This window comes from Oliverpabstia sp., assembly GCF_022785585.1.
Taxonomy (GTDB): domain Bacteria; phylum Bacillota; class Clostridia; order Lachnospirales; family Lachnospiraceae; genus Oliverpabstia; species Oliverpabstia intestinalis.
Window position 1 is genome coordinate 1 of the sequence record NZ_JALFPR010000098.1, and the last position, 19,359, is coordinate 19,359.

The window sequence follows — 19,359 nt, forward strand, 5'->3', positions numbered from 1 at the left end:
TTAGGAATTTTCGTCACAAACGAATCTACCAAAAATAAAGAATGCTCTCCCAATCCTATACTCATCTCTGTATTTTTTCCTGTCAAATATGATTTTATTTCATTTAAAATTGTTTTGCATTCACTCTCATCATAATCTACAACATTTATACCCAAATATGTATCTAAATCACTAGTACTGATTTTTATTAACGCATCAATGTAACCATCTGGTCTACTATTTCCTATTTTCTTTTCTATCTTTTGGGTAATTTCTGTGCCATTTAATTTTGCTAAATATGCATCTCTAATCGTGCTCCCACTCACTATCTCGTTTCCAATTCCAACATATTTTAAACTTCCTGAATATACTTCTTCTGCACTTCTCCATTCCGTCTCAACATTAGTTGTTTTTAATGCATCTTCGTCATCCGTACATTGTAATCTATATATCACACTTCCGATAACTCCAGCACATAATGTTATAATTAATACCCACTTCCAATGTCGCAAAATAGAATATATATATTCTCTTAATGTTGCCATTTTATCTTCCCACCTTCAACTTCGTAAACAATTTCGTATTCTTCGTCTTAACCAGCGTAATTACATTTGCCTCCCAGTATGTCAGCAGTGTACTGTTCCATTTCAGAGGGAGTACCATGAGTTTCATATAGCTGGATCTTGGTTTTGCCAGTTTGAGCATCTGTTTCAGACGTGGATTTTTCATCATCTGTTTGATTTCTTTTCTCTTTTCACTGGCGCTCATCTCGCACTTCGGGTTTGTGATGTTTTCTACACAGCCGATAAATCGTTCCACGTAACGACGTGCGATCATTTCCATGCTGTTTTCATCCATGACTTTCCATTCTTTATACAGATTTACCATCCAGCCGTGTTCTTCTTCGCGTTTCTCATACATTCCCGGACGGTATGCAGTTGTCTCGGATTCTGATCTGGCACGCAGAAAATGATAATACTGTTTGGATGTTACAGTAACCCGCTCTACATTTCTTACGATACTTACGTTAAATGGGAAATCGTCCCAGAACGTGGTCGGAAAGCGTAAGTTGTTTTCCACAATATATTTAGACTCATACAATTTATTCCACGGAGTATACAACAGGTTTTTATCAAACAATTTGTATGCATTTTTGCGGAATGCTTCTTTGTTGGGATATACAGCATCTTCCACTACATAGTTATCTGTCAGATATTTATCTTTTTCGTAATAAGTGTCAATATAGAATCCCGCAACAACCAGCTGTGCCTGATCCCTTTTTGCCAGATTGTACATATCTTCCAGCATCGTAGGTTCTGCCCAGTCATCGGAATCCAGGAAATACATATACTCACCTTTTGCCATATCGACAGCCAGGTTTCTGGCACTTGGTGCTCCACCATTTTCTTTGTGGATTACGTGAATTCTGTCGTCTTTTGCAGCATACGCATCACAGATCTCACCGCTTCGATCCGGCGTTCCGTCATCTACGATCAGGAACTCCCACTCTTTCATGGTCTGCGCCTGAATACTCTCAATAGCCTTTCCTACATATTCTTCTACCTTATAAACTGGCATAATAATGCTTACTTTTATCTCTGACATGCTCTATTCCTCTTCTTCAAATTCATCAAATGTTATTTTATTTCCTGTATCAAACGCTTCCGTACTATCCGCCTTCAGAAAAACAATCGCCGTCTGGAACAGCAGCTGAATATCTTTCCAGATAGAATAATGTTCGATATACAGCAGATCCATCATCAGTTTGTCTTTCGGTGTTGTGTTGTATTTTCCTGCGATCTGAGCATAACCGGTGAGTCCGGCTTTTACACGCAGACGGTATTTGAATTCCGGGAGATCTTCGGTATATGCTGTTACATTTTCCATCATCTCCGGGCGCGGACCTACAAAGCTCATATCTCCTTTTAAAATGTTCAGAAGCTGCGGAAGTTCATCCATACGGATCTTACGAAGGATCTTTCCCGGCGGCGTGATACGGTCATCATCTTTGGTGACTGAACGATTTTCCACGTTTTCTTTCATCGTTCTGAACTTGTATACTTCGAACACCCGACCATTCAAGGTTGCTCTTTTTTGTTTAAATAAAATGGAACCGTGATCGTATGATTTGATTGCGATCGCGCTGACGATCCAGATTGGTGAACTTACGATTCCCATAAGAATGACCAGCACCAGATCCAGTGTACGTTTCAGAAATCTCTGTTCCAGAGATAATGACTTTACATTATAGTTAAATACGCTGATATCATCCAGCAGATAGTTTTCTGCGTTGCTCTCCACCACATCAGCAATTTCCGGAGTGTAGTAAATATTTTTCTTATTTTCATAACAGTAATTAATGATGTTTTCTCTCTCCACCGCCGGGATCTCACACAAAAATACTGCATGCGTTTCATCAATAAACTGATACAGCGTTTTCTTTTTATAATGAACTACATGTTCTACTTTATACTGTTTTTTGTACTTATTGATTCCGCACATCACACGACGTACGCCGTCTTCTGTGGATGCGATAATGCAACATGGTTCCGGATCATGTGCATAAAAATACAATGCATTTCCGGCATAGGTATACAATATGATCACGGCAATCTGCACCACGATAGTAAGTAATAACCATTCGATACTGGTCAGGCGGAACGCTCCGATATCCGGGGTAATGGTATTCATGATCATTAATTCCAGATAGGTGACAATATCTGTGAAAATAACTGCCAGAACCAGTGAATAGATAATCGGTTTACTTTTTCTCCGCCCGATGTCATAGGTTCCATAGATACGCAGGAATAATGCCCCTACGATCGTAAACGTTAAGATAGTACTTCCCATCGTTCTGGACAAAACCAACAACGGTCTGTTCTCGAATGACATGATCCAGAAAAAAAGTGCCATGAGAATCAGATATAAGGTCAGCTTCATGATCAAGAGCAAACTTTTATCCAGTTTTTTCAGAATTTTTTTTATCATTTGTCTCTCCCTTAGAATAACTCTATAGTATTATTATGTTGTATATTTTCTATATTTCAAAAATAATACTCTATTTGATAAATTATACCATATTCCCCACTTTATTACCACCCGGGAATTATACCTAACTATAGTCTTCAGCTTTCATTTCTTCGTATAACTCTCACTATGCATTCTCCCCTATATTAGACGTTTCCAGTCTCATTTCAGGTTTAAAAATAATAAAATAAAAATACCAATAGTTTGTTGATCATTGTATTGGATATTAATCGATAAACCAAAATAAGAATCCCACTCCTTCCAATTTCACTCATATTTTCCAAAAATCCGCCAATACTAACACCAGAACTTTAATTTCATCTAAAACCAGGTTTAGCACATCATATTTATACGGATAAGGAGAAAGTCTATGAAAGCAACAGGTATTGTACGAAGAATCGATGATCTCGGGCGGGTGGTGATTCCGAAGGAGATACGGCGGACGTTGAAGATACGGGAATCAGAGCCTCTGGAGATTTTTACGGATCGGAACGGGGAGATTATTCTGAAGAAATATTCGCCGATCGGGGAGTTTTCGAGCGGGGCGCAGCAGCTGGCGGATGCGGCGGCGAAGACGTGCGGGAAGTTGTTTTGTATCTGTGATCAGGAGCAGGTGGTGGCCGCGGCCGGGCCGGAGAATAAGAAGTATCAGGGGAAATCTCTCAGTAAAGCGATGGAGCAGCGACTCTTTGACCGGGATTTTATCCCGGAAAATAACGCTTATTATCCGGTGACAGACGATGATGCGCACACGGAACAGGCGCTGGTTCCTGTGACACGGGACGGGGATCCGGTCGGGGCCGTGTGTTTTCTTGGCATGAAGCGCACGGATCCGATTTCCGAAGCGGATGCAAAGGTAGCAGAAATGATAGCCCGATATCTGACCTTCACTATGAACAATTGATGATATACAATGTAACAACAAGGCGGAACACCAGCATCTTTTGCCGGCGTTCCGCCTCATTTTATTTCTGCTCATAATATTCTTCCAGTGTCAGCCCTGTAAGTGTCAGATACAACGCCAGCGACCGGGTTACATACCGGATATGCCAGGGCTCCCATCCATATCCGGTTATATGCTCTTTCCCTTTCGGATAGCGCAGGATGAAGCCATATAAGGGTGCACACCGTTTCAGCCACCGGCCTTCCCGGGTTTCTCCGAAACGCTCATCCAGTTGATAGTCAACCGCCTGGCAGGAAACATCCAGTGCCAGACCCGTCTGATGCTCACTGGCTCCCGGCGGTGCTATCCAATGTACAGAACCTTCGTTTCCTTTCGGCTGTTCCCGCCGTTTCTTCTGATAGAGTTCTTCCTGTCTTTCGTAGCTTCGGTAGCCGGATACTCCGCACAGATAGATTCCTTCCTCTTTTCCTCTCGCAAAAAGCGCCTCCACTCCCTTCGCCGCACTGACTGCAAGTAATCTTTTCCTGTCCCCGACAGGTGCATCAAAGATGATTTCCGGCTCAACTAAGGTCTGTGGTATCGCTTTTCGCGGTAAGCGGTGTGTACGGTTTACCAGAATCGTGGCATCCATCTTTTCCCCTCCTTTGTTTCGTTGCTATGAAACTACCTGCATTCTATGCAGCCGGAAGCCGGATTATGAACAGGAAAGCAATCTCCTGTAAGCGAAAAAAGAGAGCGCAGACACGTTTCCCGTATCCTGCACTCTCTGTTCTTATTTTTCTCTAATTCACCTGATACACATCTGCATATTTCATACCAAAGCTCAATGCCTGGCTGTGGCTTCCCATGAAGATATCCACATGTCCGTATGCGGTTCCTCTGTCTTCTACGGTATAGATCTGACCGTTGATGGAAAGTTTGGTTCCGAATGGAACTCCCGCCATCGCGATAGTACGTCCCGGTGTCGGAGTGGTTCCGCTGGCTGTACCGCCGCCGGACCATTTTCCGCAACAGATGGAACAGCTGCAATATGCTGTCAGTTTGAATCTTCCCAGGTATTTGCCCTGTGAAGTATCGATGGTATCGTCGGAGCTGTCTGTTGTAGTTGTTGAAGTTGTTGTATTCGCAGCAGTATTACTTGTCGTTGTAGTCGTTGTTGTACTGCTGTTTGATTTTTTCTGTGTCGCTGACGCTGCCTGCTGCGCTGCTTTCTGCTGTGCTGCCTTTTGTGCTGCTGCATCTTCTGCCGCTTTTTTCTCTGCTGCTTCTTTTGCTGCCGCTTCCTGTGCTGCTTTCTCAGCTGCTGCCTGTGCCGCCTGCTGTGCTGCTAATCTGGCTGCTGCTTCTTCCTCTTTTGCCTGACGAAGAAGGTCGTTGATCGCATCTTCCTGACTGCTGATCTTGGTCAACAGATCATTCTCTGCTGTCTGCTGACTCTGAATATCTTCCTGATATTCACGAATCTGCTGGTAAGTTGCCTCCACCAGTTCTTCTACTGCTGCCTGCTTGTCCGCGCTCTCCTGCTGAAGAGCCACAATCTCTTCTTTTTCCTGTGCCACCTGTTCCTCTTTGGTCTGGATGGCTTCTTTTGTTTCTCTGTATGTATCCAGCATGTCTCTGTCATACTTTGACATCTGGGAAATGTTCTCAGCCTGGTTTAAGAAATCAGAAATACTTCCTGATTCGAACAGCAGGTTCATATAATTGCTGGCTGAGTTTTCGTACATATAGCGGATACGGAGTTTCATCGCTTCATACTGCTGCGCTTCATCCGCTTTCGCATCTTCAAGGTCACTTTGCAGCTGTGTCAGTTCTTCCTGCTTCGCATCGTAATCGTTCTGCAGTTTTTCCAGACTGCTGCGAAGATCGTCCAACTGAGTGTTCAGATCTGCAAGATATGTTTCGGATTCACCTTTTTTTGATTCCAGTTCCTGAATCTTTTCCTGGGTCTGTTGCAGGGAAGACTGATTCGCCTGCTGCTGTGCCTTCGCATCGGAGATCTTCTCCTGCGTGGTAGCAGCTCCACCCTGTACCGCACTTCCCACGATAAGACATGCGGAAAGTACCAGGCTTATGATTCTTTTTCTTCTCATATTAATTCCTCTCACTTTCTCAGGCAAGAGTCATTATAGCATGATTTTGTAGCATTGTGAAGTAGTTTTTTAACATCTCGTAATATTTGCGTAATAATTAGTGGAGTTTTGGCGAATTTCCGCATTAAAGTGCGGATTATGTCAACTTTTTAGCCGCCAGCCGCTCCAGTATTTATTCTTCAGAACTCCGTTCACAAGTTTTCCCCAACCGAGTGCATACTGATCCACACAGACCAGGATCCAACCTTTCTCTCTGGTCGCTTCCCCCGGTTCCAAAAGCAGGGTTTCTCCACGCAGATATCGTCCGATCCGTTCATCCTCCGGTGAAAGGGATACGCTTCCCGCATAGTCGGAAGCCTTCAGCGTCATCGCCAGCTGCTGGGATGGTTCAAAACGGTTTTTCTTCAGATCTCCCAGGTACAGTCCGTTTCTTAAGAAATGGATACCGTTCAACTTTACCGGAAGCTCCGGTACCAGGTAGACTTTCTCTCCCTTGATCTGTACCCGCTCCCAGTCCGGTTTCCACTGACAGTCCCTGAAGAATTCTTCCAGAACTGCTTTATTTTTCTTATCCATCCGCGTCGGCGGTTCCAGTCTGATCCTTGTCTCGGGCGCATCCTCGGACTTTTTCAGCAGGGCCAGAAAATGCCCCTCTCCTTTCATCTTATGCGGCCAGATCCGCACACAGCGGCGCAGTTCCTCTCTTCCATCACCCCACGCAGGGTTACCCTCAGAGAATCCTTCATATCCTTCGATGGGAATCAGTTCCATCTCCGGACACTGCTCCAGGATCCAGGAGATACTTCCCTCGTTTTCTACCGGAGCAAAGGTACAGGTGGAATACAGCAGTTTTCCACCCGGGCGCAGCATCCGCACACCATTTTTCAGAATATCTTTCTGCAGTTTTGCAAAGTACTCCGGGCGTTCTTCCTCCCAGGTTTTGATCACCGCCGGATCTTTGCGGAACATCCCCTCCCCGGAGCACGGTGCATCGATCAGCACTTTATCAAAAAATCCTTCAAACCGCTCTGCCAGGTTCTGTGGTACTTCGTTGGTCACAAAGGCGTTGGATATGCCAAATACTTCCAGATTCTTTAACAGTGCTTTGGCCCTGGAATTACTGATATCATTTGCCACCAGCACACCTTTTCCCTGAAGCGCTGCGCCGAGAGCCGTTGCCTTTCCTCCCGGTGCTGCACACAGATCCAGAACTCTCTCCCCCGGTTCCACCGGAAACCTCGCCGCCGGAGTCATGGCGCTTGGCTCCTGCAGATAATAAAGACCGGCACTGTAATATGGATGTCTGGCCGGCTGATCTTCTTCTTTATAAAAATACCCGGTCTTTGTCCACGGAATCGGATCCAGAGAAAAACCGGAGCCTTCCGCCAGTTCCTCTTCCGTGATCTTCATCGGATTAATCCGAAGTCCGTACTGTCTGGGGTTATCATAACTTTCGATATACGATTCGTATTCATCCCCCAGCATCTCTTGCATTCTCTTTTCAAAGCTTTCCGGCAGTTCCACTCTCATCACACACCTGTCTCCTCTTTTTCTTCCTCTTCCGCCATTCTCCCACGGATATTTTTCTACGCTCCACTATAGCAAGACTCTGGCATTTTGTAAAGAAAAAGCGGTGGCCCCCAGCCACCGCTTTTATCTCGTTTTTGCGTCACCCCATATATATGACAATCCGGTTACGCATTGTCTGCAACGGCATCTTCTGCCATTACTTCCTCGTATTTCTCCAAAATCAGACTCTGGATCTTTTCTCTTGTGTTGGAATTGATCGGATGTGCAATATCGCGATACTCTCCATCGGAAGCCTTACGGCTTGGCATAGCGATAAACAGTCCTTTCTCTCCCTCGATTACTTTAATATCATGTACAACAAATTCATCATCAATTGTTATGGAAACAACTGCTTTCATCTTACCTTCTTTTGTCACTTTGCGCACTCTTACGTCTGTAATCTCCATAGCACATGCCCCTTTCATATGTCGTTCTCCTTCCGAACAGTTATAGCCGCTGATTAGTTATTTCTCCGCGAACCACCAGACAGCCGCTCTGTTATTACAGCGCATAGCGCTCGTTCTTTTCCACGACAACTTTTATTTCGCCTTCTCCGCAATAGTAAGAATTGGCCCGGATGGTATCCCGGCTTTCTACGATGCAGTTTTCGATATGGGTATTATCACCCAGATATACGTCGTTCAGAATGATAGAATTCTTGATAACGCAGTTATTTCCCACATATACTTTCTTAAACAGAACAGAATTCTCCACCTGCCCGTTGATGATACAGCCGCTGGATACCAGGCTGTTCTTTACCAGACATCCCGGATTATATTTTGCCGGCGGAAGATCGTCGATCTTGGAGTTGATTCCCGGATACTGACGGAAGAAATAATCTCTCACTTCCGGTTTTAAGAAATCCATATTGGTCTTGTAATAAGCCTCAACGGTAGAGATGTTGTTCCAGTAATCCTGGATCTTATATCCATAGATCCTCTTCAGATTCTTATAGCGGATCAGGATATCTTTTACAAAATCATGTCTTCCTTCCTGTGCGCAGCGCTCGATCATCTCGATCAGCTGGCGGCGCCGGATCACATAGATTCCTGTAGAGATCGTATGATAATCGGACAACATCGGTTTCTCTTCGAATTCTTCGATCCGGTAGTCTTCATTCATGCGAAGCACACCAAATCTGGTCACATCCTCATTGGCATCCACATCCTTGCACACAATAGTCACATCGGCACGTTTTGCGATATGGTATTCCAGAACTTTGTTATAATCCAGTTTATATACACAATCACCGGATGCGATGACCACATAGGGTTCATGGCTTCTCTTCAGAAAATCCAGGTTCTGATAAATCGCATCTGCGGTTCCCTGATACCAGAAACTGTTATCCGGAGTGATCGTCGGTGTAAACACAAACAAACCTCCCTGCTTTCTTCCGAAATTCCACCATTTGGAAGAGCTCAGATGCTCATTCAACGATCTTGCGTTGTACTGTGTCAGGACTGCAACTTTCGCAATATGAGAATTGGTCATATTACTCAGTGCAAAGTCGATGCTCCGATAGCTTCCCGCTACCGGCATCGCTGCGATGGCACGTCTGTTGGACAGTTCTCTCATCCTGTTGTTATTACCGCCTGCCAGAATAATTCCTAATGCTCTCATATTACTCACCGTCCTTCTTTACAATTGCTCCGCCGCTTACAAGCTCTCCGTCCGGATAATCCTCCACTGTGGTCTCACCGCTGATAGCTGTGTTCTTTCCAATCTTCACGCCTGACGGAATAACAGAATTTTCTGCGATTGTGACAAGGCCGAATCCATAGACAGCCGGTTTCAGAACATTCGGAGCTTCCTCGCCCACACCTGTGACAACATTTTCTCCGATATCCACACTCTCTGCGATAATGGACTTGTCAATCTGGCTTCCGGCGCCGATGCGTGTATGTTTCATAATAATGGAATTCCGCACCACAGCTCCCTTTTCAATCGTTACATCCGCACCGATGACGCAATTATGCACTTCACCATAAATCTCCGCACCTTCACCGATGATGCTTCTTTCAACAACGGATTCCCCGGATATGTACTGTGGACGGATGATATCACCTTTGGTATAGATTTTCCAGAATTCTTCATACAGGTTAAATTCCGGAATGATATCGATCAGTTCCATATTTGCTTCCCAATAAGACCCCAGTGTTCCTACGTCTTTCCAGTATCCGTTGAATTCATAGGCAAACAGTCTCTTTCCATTATCTCTGCAGTATGGCAGGATATGTTTACCGAAGTCACAGTTTGGCTGATCTTTCAGTGCCATCAGAGACTCTTTGAGTGTCTTCCAGGAGAAAATATAAATTCCCATGGATGCCAGATTACTTCTTGGATGTTCCGGTTTTTCTTCAAACTCGGTAATACGTCCCCCGCCGTCAGTGATCATAACACCGAAACGGCTTGCCTCTTCGATCGGCACCGGCATACAGGCAATGGTCACATCTGCCTTATTTGCCTTATGATAATCAAGCATCACTTCGTAATCCATCTTGTAAATATGGTCACCGGAGAGAATCAGAACGTAGTCCGGATTATAGGTCTCCATGTATGCCATATTCTGAAAAATTGCGTTTGCTGTTCCGGTATACCAGTCGCTGTTACCATTTTTTTCGTAGGGGGGAAGCACGGTAACACCGCCCACATTCCGGTCCAGATCCCACGGAATACCGATTCCGATATGGGTATTCAGACGCAGCGGCTGATACTGGGTCAGAACACCCACGGTATCAATGCCTGAATTAATACAGTTACTCAACGGAAAATCGATAATCCGATATTTTCCTCCAAATGCCACCGCCGGTTTGGCAACTTTCTCGGTAAGTACGCCGAGTCGGCTTCCCTGGCCTCCGGCCAACAGCATTGCAATCATTTCTTTCTTGATCATGCAATCACCTCTTGTCATATATAGTAAAAAGATTATATCACACTTATCAGATTTAGTGAACATTTTTTACATATTTTTATCAAATCTTTTCGTATTTTTATGACATTTATACAACATTTCTTCTCCCTTTCGCCATTTTCTTCTATATCTATTGGTTTTTTTTCTCATCCTTAAAAAAATCTTTCCATTTTCCCCTTTTCCGTCTATAATAAATGTTGTTACAAAATGTCTTTTGTACCCGACTGATGCCTGCAAATCGCCCGCTGAAAGCAGCTTTCGCAATCTTTCCGACCCCGGGAAGCCGGCATCATAAATATGATACAAACGTCTGTAAGAAAGGGAGAACTCCTATGTATACCATTGATTTTACAAAACCTGTTCACATACATTTTATCGGCATCGGCGGTATCAGCATGAGCGGCCTTGCCGAGATTCTTTTAAAAGAGGGATTCACCGTATCCGGCTCTGATTCCAAAGAAAGTGCTCTGACGGATCATCTGACTTCAAACGGTGCACAGATTTTCTACGGACAGCGCGCATCCAATATTATTGACGGTATCGATCTGGTGGTTTACACTGCTGCGATCCACCCGGATAACCCGGAATATGCCTGCGCAAAAGAAAAAAATATTCCGATGATGACCCGTGCCGATCTGCTGGGACAGATCATGAAAAATTACCAGATCCCCATCGCAGTATCCGGAACCCACGGAAAAACCACAACAACTTCCATGGCTTCTCATATTCTGCTGGAAGGTGATTTTGATCCTACAATCTCTGTCGGCGGTATCCTGCCGGCCATCGGCGGTAATCTGCGTCTGGGACATTCCGGTACTTTCATTACCGAGGCCTGTGAATATACCAACAGCTTTTTAAGCTTTTTCCCAAAAATCAGTATCATCCTGAACATGGATGCCGATCATCTGGATTTCTTTAAGGATATTGACGATATCCGCCATTCCTTCCGGCTGTTTGCAGAAAAACTTCCGGCTGACGGTACCCTGATCATCAACAGTGATACTCCTCATTATGAGGATATCATCAGGGATCTGCCATGCGAAGTCATCACTTACGGACTGGAACATGAAGCTGATTATACAGCAACCGATATTACATACGATACCTTCGGTCACCCGACCTTTACCTGTCTGCATCACGGTGAAACCACAGGAACCTTCTCCCTGAAGGTACCCGGTATCCACAACGTGTCCAACGCCCTTTCCGTGATCGCTCTGGGTGAAAAACTGGGTATGGACGATGCAACGATCCAGAAAGGTCTGATCAACTTCACCGGAACCGACCGCCGTTTCCAGTTCAAAGGAAACATCGGCGATATCACTGTGATCGATGACTATGCCCATCATCCGACAGAGATCAAAGCAACACTGACCTCTGCCAAAAACTATCCGCACAAAAAGACCTGGTGTATCTTCCAGCCACATACCTACACCCGTACCAAAGCTCTGCTCCCGGAATTCGCCGAAGCACTGACTCTGGCAGACCATGTAGTACTGGCAAACATCTACGCCGCAAGAGAAACCGACACCCTCGGCATCTCTTCCGCCGACCTTCAAAAAAGAATCCAGGAACTGGGAACTCCCTGTGAATACTTCCCAACCTTCGATGAAATCGAAAACTACCTTCTGGAAAACTGCCAGCCCGGTGACCTCCTGATCACCATGGGCGCCGGCGATGTCTACCAGATCGGCGAAAAACTCCTGGGCAAATAAACACCAAAAAAACCTTCTTTTACCCCATACAAAAATGGCAACCGCACATGTTCGGTTGCCATTTTTATATGTAAAAACCCCCCTGATCCTTTCGCCTGCTCCGTACCCTGTAATTTTCTTCTTATGCTTTTTCCTTCCATCCACAATCTACTTCAACCCTCTCCCCATGTGAAAATCAGGATCCGAAAGAGGTCTGCAACATCAGGAGACCTCTTTCGGATCCGTCCCTTTTCAACCACCATTTTTTCTCAACTTATCCACATTATCCACACATTTATCCCCACCCTCAGTTCCCATCTCTGTGGATTCCCCTGTGCATAACTCTGTTTACATAATCTTACACTCTTCCCTCCAAATTTTCTCTGTTTTTCAAACAATTCCTCCATTTTCCGGTTGCAAATAATCCCCACACCTCATAATTTTCCACCACTTATCCACATCATCCACATGCTTATCCACCTTACTTACACACCAGCTAATCCCCCATCGCACCTTATTTTCCACCTCCTTCCCATAAAAAACCATGTTTGATTTCTTAAAGAATCATGCTATAATAAGCACGTAACCAGGACATATACCATCACTTTTCTATTACAGGAGAACTATGCAGTTATCTTTACATAATGGAAGCTCCAGCGGAGTTACCATTATTTCCAATATTTTCATAGATTATTATATGCCCCGCGCCAACGGGGAATTCGTTAAAATTTACCTTTATCTGCTCCGCAGTCTGCAAAGCGGCGACACCGCACTGGACCTGGCTGCTGTAGCGGATGTTTTTGACTGCACAGAATCAGATGTGCTTCGCACCCTTCGTTACTGGGAGAATCAGAAACTGGTCGTACTGGCAGGTACCGACACCCAGACTTCCATTGATTTCCTACAGCCCATGGTGCCGGATACGGTGCAAAACACACTGGCAGAACAGGCAATTACTCAGATTTCGCCTGCCACATCGACAAACACCGTCACATCCGGTTCACCGTCGACAGCCGGAGCATCTGTCACACCTGCCAGGAATGCCCCGCAGACAGGCACTCAGCCCTCTCAGACAACAGGGAATAAAAAAACAATGAGTGCTGACCGTCTGAAAGAGCTCCGCGAACAGGAAGACGTTCGCCAGATTCTCTTTCTGGCCGAAAGTTACCTTGGTACTACGCTGTCAAGAACAGTTACCGATGAACTTCTTTATATTTACGAGGAGCTTCATTTTTCTGTGGATCTGTTTGACTATCTGATCGAATACTGTGTTTCCAAGGGAAGTAAAGACATTCATTATATAAAGAAAGTAGCCTTCAGCTGGCACGAGGCAGGTATCGACACAGTTACCCGCGCCAAGCAGGAGACTACGACCTATCACAGAAACTATTTTTCAATTTTAAAAGCATTCGGAATCAGCAACCGTAATCCGATCCAGTCGGAGATCCACATGATCGACCACTGGATGAAAGATTACGGATTTACTATGGACATCCTCACGGAAGCCTGTTCCCGTACAGTAGCATCCACCGGGAAAGCCAATTTCCGCTATGCGGACAGGATTCTTTCCGACTGGAAGGATAAAGGTGTCCGACACCTGACCGATATTCAGGCTCTGGATACTTTGCACAGACAACTGCAAAGTGACCGTCAGGAACAAAAGCAGCGGCAGGAACAGAAGGGAATCCGTCCATCGGGTTCCGGTAACAGATTCAATAATTTCCAGCAGCGAAATTATGATTACGATCAACTTGAAAATCAGCTTTTAAAATGATAAAGGAGAATTACCGTGGCACTACAAAACAGTCAGTACGATGCACTGATGCGCTATTATCAGCGATTGCAGTTTCGCAATAAACATGAACAAGATGCCCGTATCGCCGAAGCACAGGCCAGGATACCCCGGCTGGCACTGATCGATCAGGAGATTGCAGCGATCAGTGTGAAAAAAGCACGAATCTTACTCGGTGATAAAAACGCCACTGATTTTGACCTGAACGAACAGATTCAGGCTTTATCCAGAGAGCGAACCGATCTGTTAAAAGCCAATGGTTATCCGGAGGATTATCTGAAGATGCATTATACCTGTCCTCTGTGTCAGGACACCGGCTATGTGGACAACCGGAAGTGTATCTGCTTCAGGCGTGCGATCAGTGAACATCTGTATACCCAGTCCAATATCCGGGAATTATTAAAAACAGCCAGCTTCGATGCATTTTCTCTGGATTATTATCCGGAAGATATGGTAAACGAAGCCACAGGACAGACCGCCCGGCAGAGTGCCGCAACCGCATTGCAGCGCTCAAAAGATTTCGTTCAGAACTTTGATCATTCTTTTGAAAATCTTTTCATTTACGGTGATACCGGTGTTGGAAAAACTTTTCTTACGTACTGCATCGCAAAAGAACTTTTGGATTCGATGCACAGCGTGATCTATTATTCTGCTTTCGATCTGTTCGATGCGTTCGCAAGAAACACCTTCTCGAACTCTGATACCACGGAAGGAGAAAATGACTATATTCTCAACTGTGATCTGCTTATCATCGATGATCTTGGAACAGAACTTACCAACAGCTTTGTTGCTTCTCAGTTCTTTTTATGTATCAATGAACGGATCCTCAGAAAGAAATCCACGGTAATTTCCACCAATCTGACACTGGGCAGTTTTATGGATACCTACTCCGAACGGGTATTTTCCAGAGTTTCCAGTAACTATACGATGATCAAACTCATCGGTAAAGATATAAGAATCCAGAAAAAAATATTAGGAGGAAACTAACAATGTCACACAACAAAAATCACGATTCGCAACAGCTTCCTGTAGGACGACTGGGGATCATTTCTCCCTACAGCTGCGCCGAACTCGGTACAAAGGTAGATAACTACCTGGTCAGCTGGAGAAAAAAACGCCACAATGAAGGTGTTTTATATGAAGGCTACGACAGAGATACTTACCTGATCGGGTCTGATCTTCCCCGTTTCGGTTCCGGAGAAGCAAAAGGTATCCTGAAGGAATCCGTACGTGGTGATGATATCTATATTCTGGTAGATGTCTGCAACTACAGTCTGACATATTCTCTGGCAGGACAGACCAACCATATGTCCCCGGATGATCATTATCAGAACCTGAAACGAATCATTGCTGCCATCGCCGGAAAAGCCAGACGAATCAACGTGATCATGCCATTTTTGTATGAGAGCCGCCAGCATAGACGTACCGGCAGAGAGTCCCTCGACTGTGCACTGGCACTGCAGGAACTGATCCAGATGGGTGTGGAAAACATCATCACTTTCGATGCTCACGATCCGAGAATCCAGAATGCGATCCCACTGCATGGATTTGAAACTGTACAGTCCGCATACCAGTTTATCAAAAACCTCTTAAAGAAAGAAAAAGATCTGAAACTGGATAAAGAACATCTGATGGTCATCAGCCCGGATGAAGGCGGCATGAGCCGTGCCATCTATCTGGCAAACAACCTTGGCGTAGACATGGGTATGTTCTACAAACGCCGTGACTATTCTACTATTGTAGACGGAAGAAACCCTATCGTTGCTCATGAATTCCTGGGAGCTGATGTTCGTGGCAAAGATATGATCATCGTAGACGATATGATTTCCTCCGGTGACAGCATGCTCGAGGTAGCTCAGCTCCTCAAAGACCGGGGAGCCAACAAAATCTTCATGTGTTCCACCTTTGGTCTGTTCACTAACGGCATGACAAAGTTCGATGAAGCCTACGAAAAAGGGATCTTCGACCGCATCCTGACCACCAACCTGATCTACCAGACCCCGGAACTGCTGAGTAAACCTTACTATATCAACTGCGATATGAGCAAATACATCGCCCTGATCATCGACACCCTGAATCACGACGATTCCATCAGCAAACTCCTGAACCCGGTAGAACGCATCCAGAAAGTCCTGACCAAATACAGAAATAACGAGACGATCTGATAAATCAGGTAATGCCAGGCACACTGGCATTACCTGATTTATGAAATATCTAACACAAAAGAGACATACCGACGAAACTCTCACTTCAAAGATTCTTTCGTTAATATGTCTCTTTTTTCTTTTCATAACCTACCCAAAAAGACGCGGGAAGGACCACTTCCCACAACTGTAATCCTTCCCGCGCCCTTTTCCCAAAACCTCCCGCACAGCCCTGCCCACGTTGCCAGAGCAGAAAGCCGAAGCACGTTTCGTCCGCGTCGTCAACTTCAACTACCTCTTCATCTCTCTCAGCACCCGGATCTCCCGCGCATACCCCTCCAGTTCATTCGGTGTCTCCAGATAGATCGGAATCCCCTGCAGTTTCGGATGATTCACCATCCTCTCAAACGCTTCCAGCCCGATCGACCCTTCCCCGATCTTCTCATGCCGGTCCTTATGACTCGCAAACGGATTCTTACTGTCATTCATGTGAATCGCCTTCAGCCTCTCAAGCCCGATCACCCGGTCAAACTCCTCCAGCACCTGATCCAGCTGTCCCACCAGATCATACCCCGCGTCATACACATGACACGTATCCAGGCAAACACCCATATGGCTCTTCAACTCCACCCGATCCAGAATCTGCGCCAGTTCCTCAAAGCTCCGACCAACCTCTGTTCCTTTTCCTGCCATCGTCTCCAAAAGCACCGTCGTGTGCTGCTCCTCCTTCAGAATCTGATTCAGCATCTCACTGATCATCCGGATTCCTTCCTGTGCGCCCTGTCCTACGTGACTTCCCGGATGAAAATTATAACAGTTCCCCGGAACATACTCCATCCGTTTCAGATCATCCTCCATCGTCATCCAGGCAAATTCCCTGGTCTTTGCATCCTTAGAACATGGATTCAGTGTATATGGCGCATGAGCCAGGATCTGACAGATATCATGTTCCTGCGCATATTCCAGAAACTTTCTCACATCCTCCGGATCTATTTCTTTCGCTCTGCTTCCTCTTGGGTTTCGGGTGAAAAACTGAAAGGTATTCGCTCCAATCTTCACCGCCTCTTTTCCCATATGAAAAAATCCCTTCGACGAGGACAAATGACAACCTATTCTAAGCATTCTCTCTCCTTTTCCTTCCGTTCACTCCGATCTCCGACATGTCGTATGCTTTCTTCCTCCGTCAGCACCGTAAGTGCCAGTTTAAGACCGGAAATCTCCATATCACAGGATTCTTCCTCCCAGGTCGGACAAGACAACTCCCGGATCTCTTCCTGCAGATTTTCTGTCTGTATTTTCTTTTCTTCCGCCTCTGTCGCAAGATGAACTCCCCGCTCCTGCAGTCGCAGAATCTGATGACTGATCTGACGCAGTTCCTTCTTTCTTTCTTTTAATCGTTCTTCCCAGTCCTTCTGTAACTCTTCCTGTTCCGTGTCTTCCTTCTGCTCCGGCTCATCCCGTACAACTGTCCGTTGCACGGCCATACTGTCCCTGGTTCGAAGCCAGTTTACCAGATACATCCTTCCCATCAGAGTGCCCGTCAGAATCACAAGGCCAAGCACCGTACACACAGCCCGATTCCAGGAAAACGGATCGATCAGGATCAATATGGCAAGTACGATTCCTGTCCATGTAAATATTTCGGAAATTTTGGGAATTTTAGGAATATCCAATAGCTTTCTTTCTTTTCCCCCGACTGCTTTTCGTGTCTGGACAGGTTGCTCTGCTACCGATCTTTCCGGATTCAGGGGCTGTTCACTTTTTGGCTGTCTGCTTTCTTCTGCCTGTCGTTTTCCTTCTTCCCGTCGTTCCTGCTCCAGGTGCTTTTCTGTTGCATTCCGGTTCAGTTCCAGACGGCGGATCTCGGAACCATTGACCAGCAGCTGTTGTTCCAGACCGGAGCGTTCCCGCATGATACGGTGCATCGTTTGTTCTACCACCGCACTCCGACTTTCTCTCTCCTTTCGCAGTTCCTGTTTCTTTTCCTTCCAGGCCGTTATCTTTTCTGAAAGCACCTCTCTTTCATCCCTGTCTTCGGCAAGCAGTGCCTGCAGTCCATAATCCAGTGCTTTCTGTTCTACTTTTCCCTGTTTTTTCTCGAACCAGTGGATATATGCACCGATTTTCGTTCCCAGTTTTTCCCGTTTCAGTCGGTTCAGATCATAGCACGGGCGGGTTTCATCCGTTATTTTTACAATATTTCCATAGGCATGCAGTGCCTCCAGTTCAAACTCCAGTTCCGGATTCCGATATCCCTGGATCCTGAGCCAGTAGATATCTTCGCTTCCTTTCTGTGCGATCGCGTCCTGTACTTTCTGCTCCAGAGCCGCCTGTGTGGTGCCTGAATGAATCCGCAGTGAAAGAGGAATATACGAACGACACGCACAGGGAACCAGTGTGATCTGCGTATGATACTGCCCCTGTTCGTCCTCTGTGATCTCTCCGTAGACAACCCCGTGGGTTCCTGTCTCTTCCAGGCGGATGGGTTCCGGAGAACCGGCATATGCCATCTGATTTTCCACCAGTACTCCCGGTATATGGCGATACCCCAATGCCACATAGTCAAAACCGGCTCCATCCTCTTTTTTCATAGGAATATGCGTTTCATCTCCACCATATGCCAGCAGGATATGAATCCCCGGCTGATCCTCCGGCCGGATGCTGCTGTATATCGCTTCCGTAACCTCCGGATGCTCATAACTGCATCCATACACTTTCGTATGCAGCTTTTCCAGACTGATCACTTCCGGTTTCTCACTCAGAAATCCATGAACATTCTTCGTCCATTTCACCTTACGATACGCTGAGTCTTCCCGCAGATAATCGTGGCTTCCTGCCATCCACACCACCTCGGTATCCGGTATGGATGCAAACAGCTGACTGACTCTCTCTGTCTGAGAAGGCAACGGCTGTCTGTGAAACAGATCTCCTGCGATCAGCAACAACTCTATTTTCTCTTCTCTGATCTGGTCGATCACCCGTACAAAGGTTTCCCAGATTTCATTTTCCCTGAATGCACTCCAGGGGCAGCCCGAATCCGGAACCGCCCCCAAATGTACATCAGCCATATGAATAAATCGCATAGCCTCTCCTGTTACTGTATAATTACGTAACTATTCAGTAGCCACTGTCCCGCGAGGTGTTTTGACATGAATATGTCAAAATCCCGAGACATACAAGCCAAAATGCCATCACCGAAGGTGATTTTTTATGCATTTTGGCTCGTAACTGTGAAGGTACTGAACAGTT

At 45.7% G+C, this 19,359-nt stretch carries 16 protein-coding genes; 5 read left to right on the forward strand and 11 right to left on the reverse strand.

Annotation, left to right across the window (positions count from 1 at the left end; genetic code table 11):
• The 3 genes from MSA64_RS06915 to MSA64_RS06925 form a co-directional block, all read right to left on the reverse strand.
• A partial coding sequence (locus MSA64_RS06915) for a hypothetical protein (protein ID WP_287891100.1) occupies positions 1 to 524 on the reverse strand: 524 nt, incomplete at its 3' end.
• 1 nt (position 525) lies between these two features.
• Positions 526 to 1,584, reverse strand: coding sequence for a glycosyltransferase family 2 protein (locus MSA64_RS06920; protein WP_287891101.1), 1,059 nt, complete (start codon positions 1,582 to 1,584; stop codon positions 526 to 528).
• A gap of 3 nt (positions 1,585 to 1,587) precedes the next feature.
• Entirely contained in the window at positions 1,588 to 2,967 is a 1,380-nt protein-coding gene (locus MSA64_RS06925; RefSeq protein ID WP_287891102.1) for a sugar transferase, read from the reverse strand.
• A gap of 409 nt (positions 2,968 to 3,376) precedes the next feature.
• Here MSA64_RS06925 and MSA64_RS06930 point away from each other — a divergent pair, with 409 nt between their 5' ends.
• Positions 3,377 to 3,910, forward strand: coding sequence for a stage V sporulation T C-terminal domain-containing protein (locus MSA64_RS06930; protein ID WP_022170940.1), 534 nt, complete (start codon positions 3,377 to 3,379; stop codon positions 3,908 to 3,910).
• Positions 3,911 to 3,971: 61 nt separating this feature from the next.
• Here the strand turns inward: MSA64_RS06930 and MSA64_RS06935 are convergent, their stop codons facing one another.
• From MSA64_RS06935 to MSA64_RS06960, 6 genes are all read right to left on the reverse strand, one after another.
• Positions 3,972 to 4,541, reverse strand: coding sequence for a M15 family metallopeptidase (locus tag MSA64_RS06935; RefSeq protein WP_287891104.1), 570 nt, complete (start codon positions 4,539 to 4,541; stop codon positions 3,972 to 3,974).
• Positions 4,542 to 4,692: 151 nt separating this feature from the next.
• Positions 4,693 to 6,003 (reverse strand): PcsB-like coiled-coil domain-containing protein, encoded by a 1,311-nt coding sequence (locus tag MSA64_RS06940; protein ID WP_287891106.1) that lies wholly within the window; start codon positions 6,001 to 6,003, stop codon positions 4,693 to 4,695.
• 141 nt (positions 6,004 to 6,144) lie between these two features.
• Positions 6,145 to 7,527: an RsmF rRNA methyltransferase first C-terminal domain-containing protein gene (locus MSA64_RS06945; protein WP_418888109.1), complete on the reverse strand. Its 1,383-nt coding sequence runs from the start codon at positions 7,525 to 7,527 to the stop codon at positions 6,145 to 6,147.
• A gap of 170 nt (positions 7,528 to 7,697) precedes the next feature.
• Positions 7,698 to 7,979 (reverse strand): septation regulator SpoVG, encoded by a 282-nt coding sequence (spoVG, locus tag MSA64_RS06950; RefSeq protein WP_106492009.1) that lies wholly within the window; start codon positions 7,977 to 7,979, stop codon positions 7,698 to 7,700.
• A 94-nt stretch (positions 7,980 to 8,073) separates the two neighbouring features.
• Entirely contained in the window at positions 8,074 to 9,192 is a 1,119-nt protein-coding gene (gene glgD, locus MSA64_RS06955; RefSeq protein ID WP_022170945.1) for a glucose-1-phosphate adenylyltransferase subunit GlgD, read from the reverse strand.
• Between the two features lies 1 nt (position 9,193).
• Positions 9,194 to 10,465, reverse strand: a complete 1,272-nt coding sequence (locus MSA64_RS06960) for a glucose-1-phosphate adenylyltransferase (RefSeq protein ID WP_287891107.1) — start codon at positions 10,463 to 10,465, stop codon at positions 9,194 to 9,196.
• A gap of 350 nt (positions 10,466 to 10,815) precedes the next feature.
• On the opposite strand from MSA64_RS06960, the gene murC reads away from it, so the two are divergent.
• The 4 genes from murC (at position 10,816) to MSA64_RS06980 (ending at position 16,131) form a co-directional block, all read left to right on the forward strand.
• Entirely contained in the window at positions 10,816 to 12,195 is a 1,380-nt protein-coding gene (gene murC, locus MSA64_RS06965; RefSeq protein ID WP_287891109.1) for a UDP-N-acetylmuramate--L-alanine ligase, read from the forward strand.
• 604 nt (positions 12,196 to 12,799) lie between these two features.
• On the forward strand, positions 12,800 to 13,948 hold the full coding sequence (locus MSA64_RS06970) for a DnaD domain protein (RefSeq protein WP_277663877.1): 1,149 nt from the start codon (positions 12,800 to 12,802) through the stop codon (positions 13,946 to 13,948).
• Positions 13,949 to 13,963: 15 nt separating this feature from the next.
• A complete protein-coding gene (locus MSA64_RS06975; protein WP_106492002.1) occupies positions 13,964 to 14,953 on the forward strand; it encodes an ATP-binding protein in 990 nt (329 codons plus the stop codon).
• A gap of 2 nt (positions 14,954 to 14,955) precedes the next feature.
• Entirely contained in the window at positions 14,956 to 16,131 is a 1,176-nt protein-coding gene (locus MSA64_RS06980; protein ID WP_154431429.1) for a ribose-phosphate pyrophosphokinase, read from the forward strand.
• A 270-nt stretch (positions 16,132 to 16,401) separates the two neighbouring features.
• On the opposite strand, the gene MSA64_RS06985 is transcribed toward MSA64_RS06980, so the two are convergent.
• Entirely contained in the window at positions 16,402 to 17,232 is an 831-nt protein-coding gene (locus MSA64_RS06985; RefSeq protein WP_287891112.1) for a deoxyribonuclease IV, read from the reverse strand.
• Positions 17,220 to 19,193, reverse strand: coding sequence for a metallophosphoesterase (locus MSA64_RS06990; protein ID WP_287891114.1), 1,974 nt, complete (start codon positions 19,191 to 19,193; stop codon positions 17,220 to 17,222). Before MSA64_RS06990 ends, MSA64_RS06985 begins: the two co-directional genes overlap by 13 nt.
• Between the last annotated feature and the right edge of the window lie 166 nt (positions 19,194 to 19,359).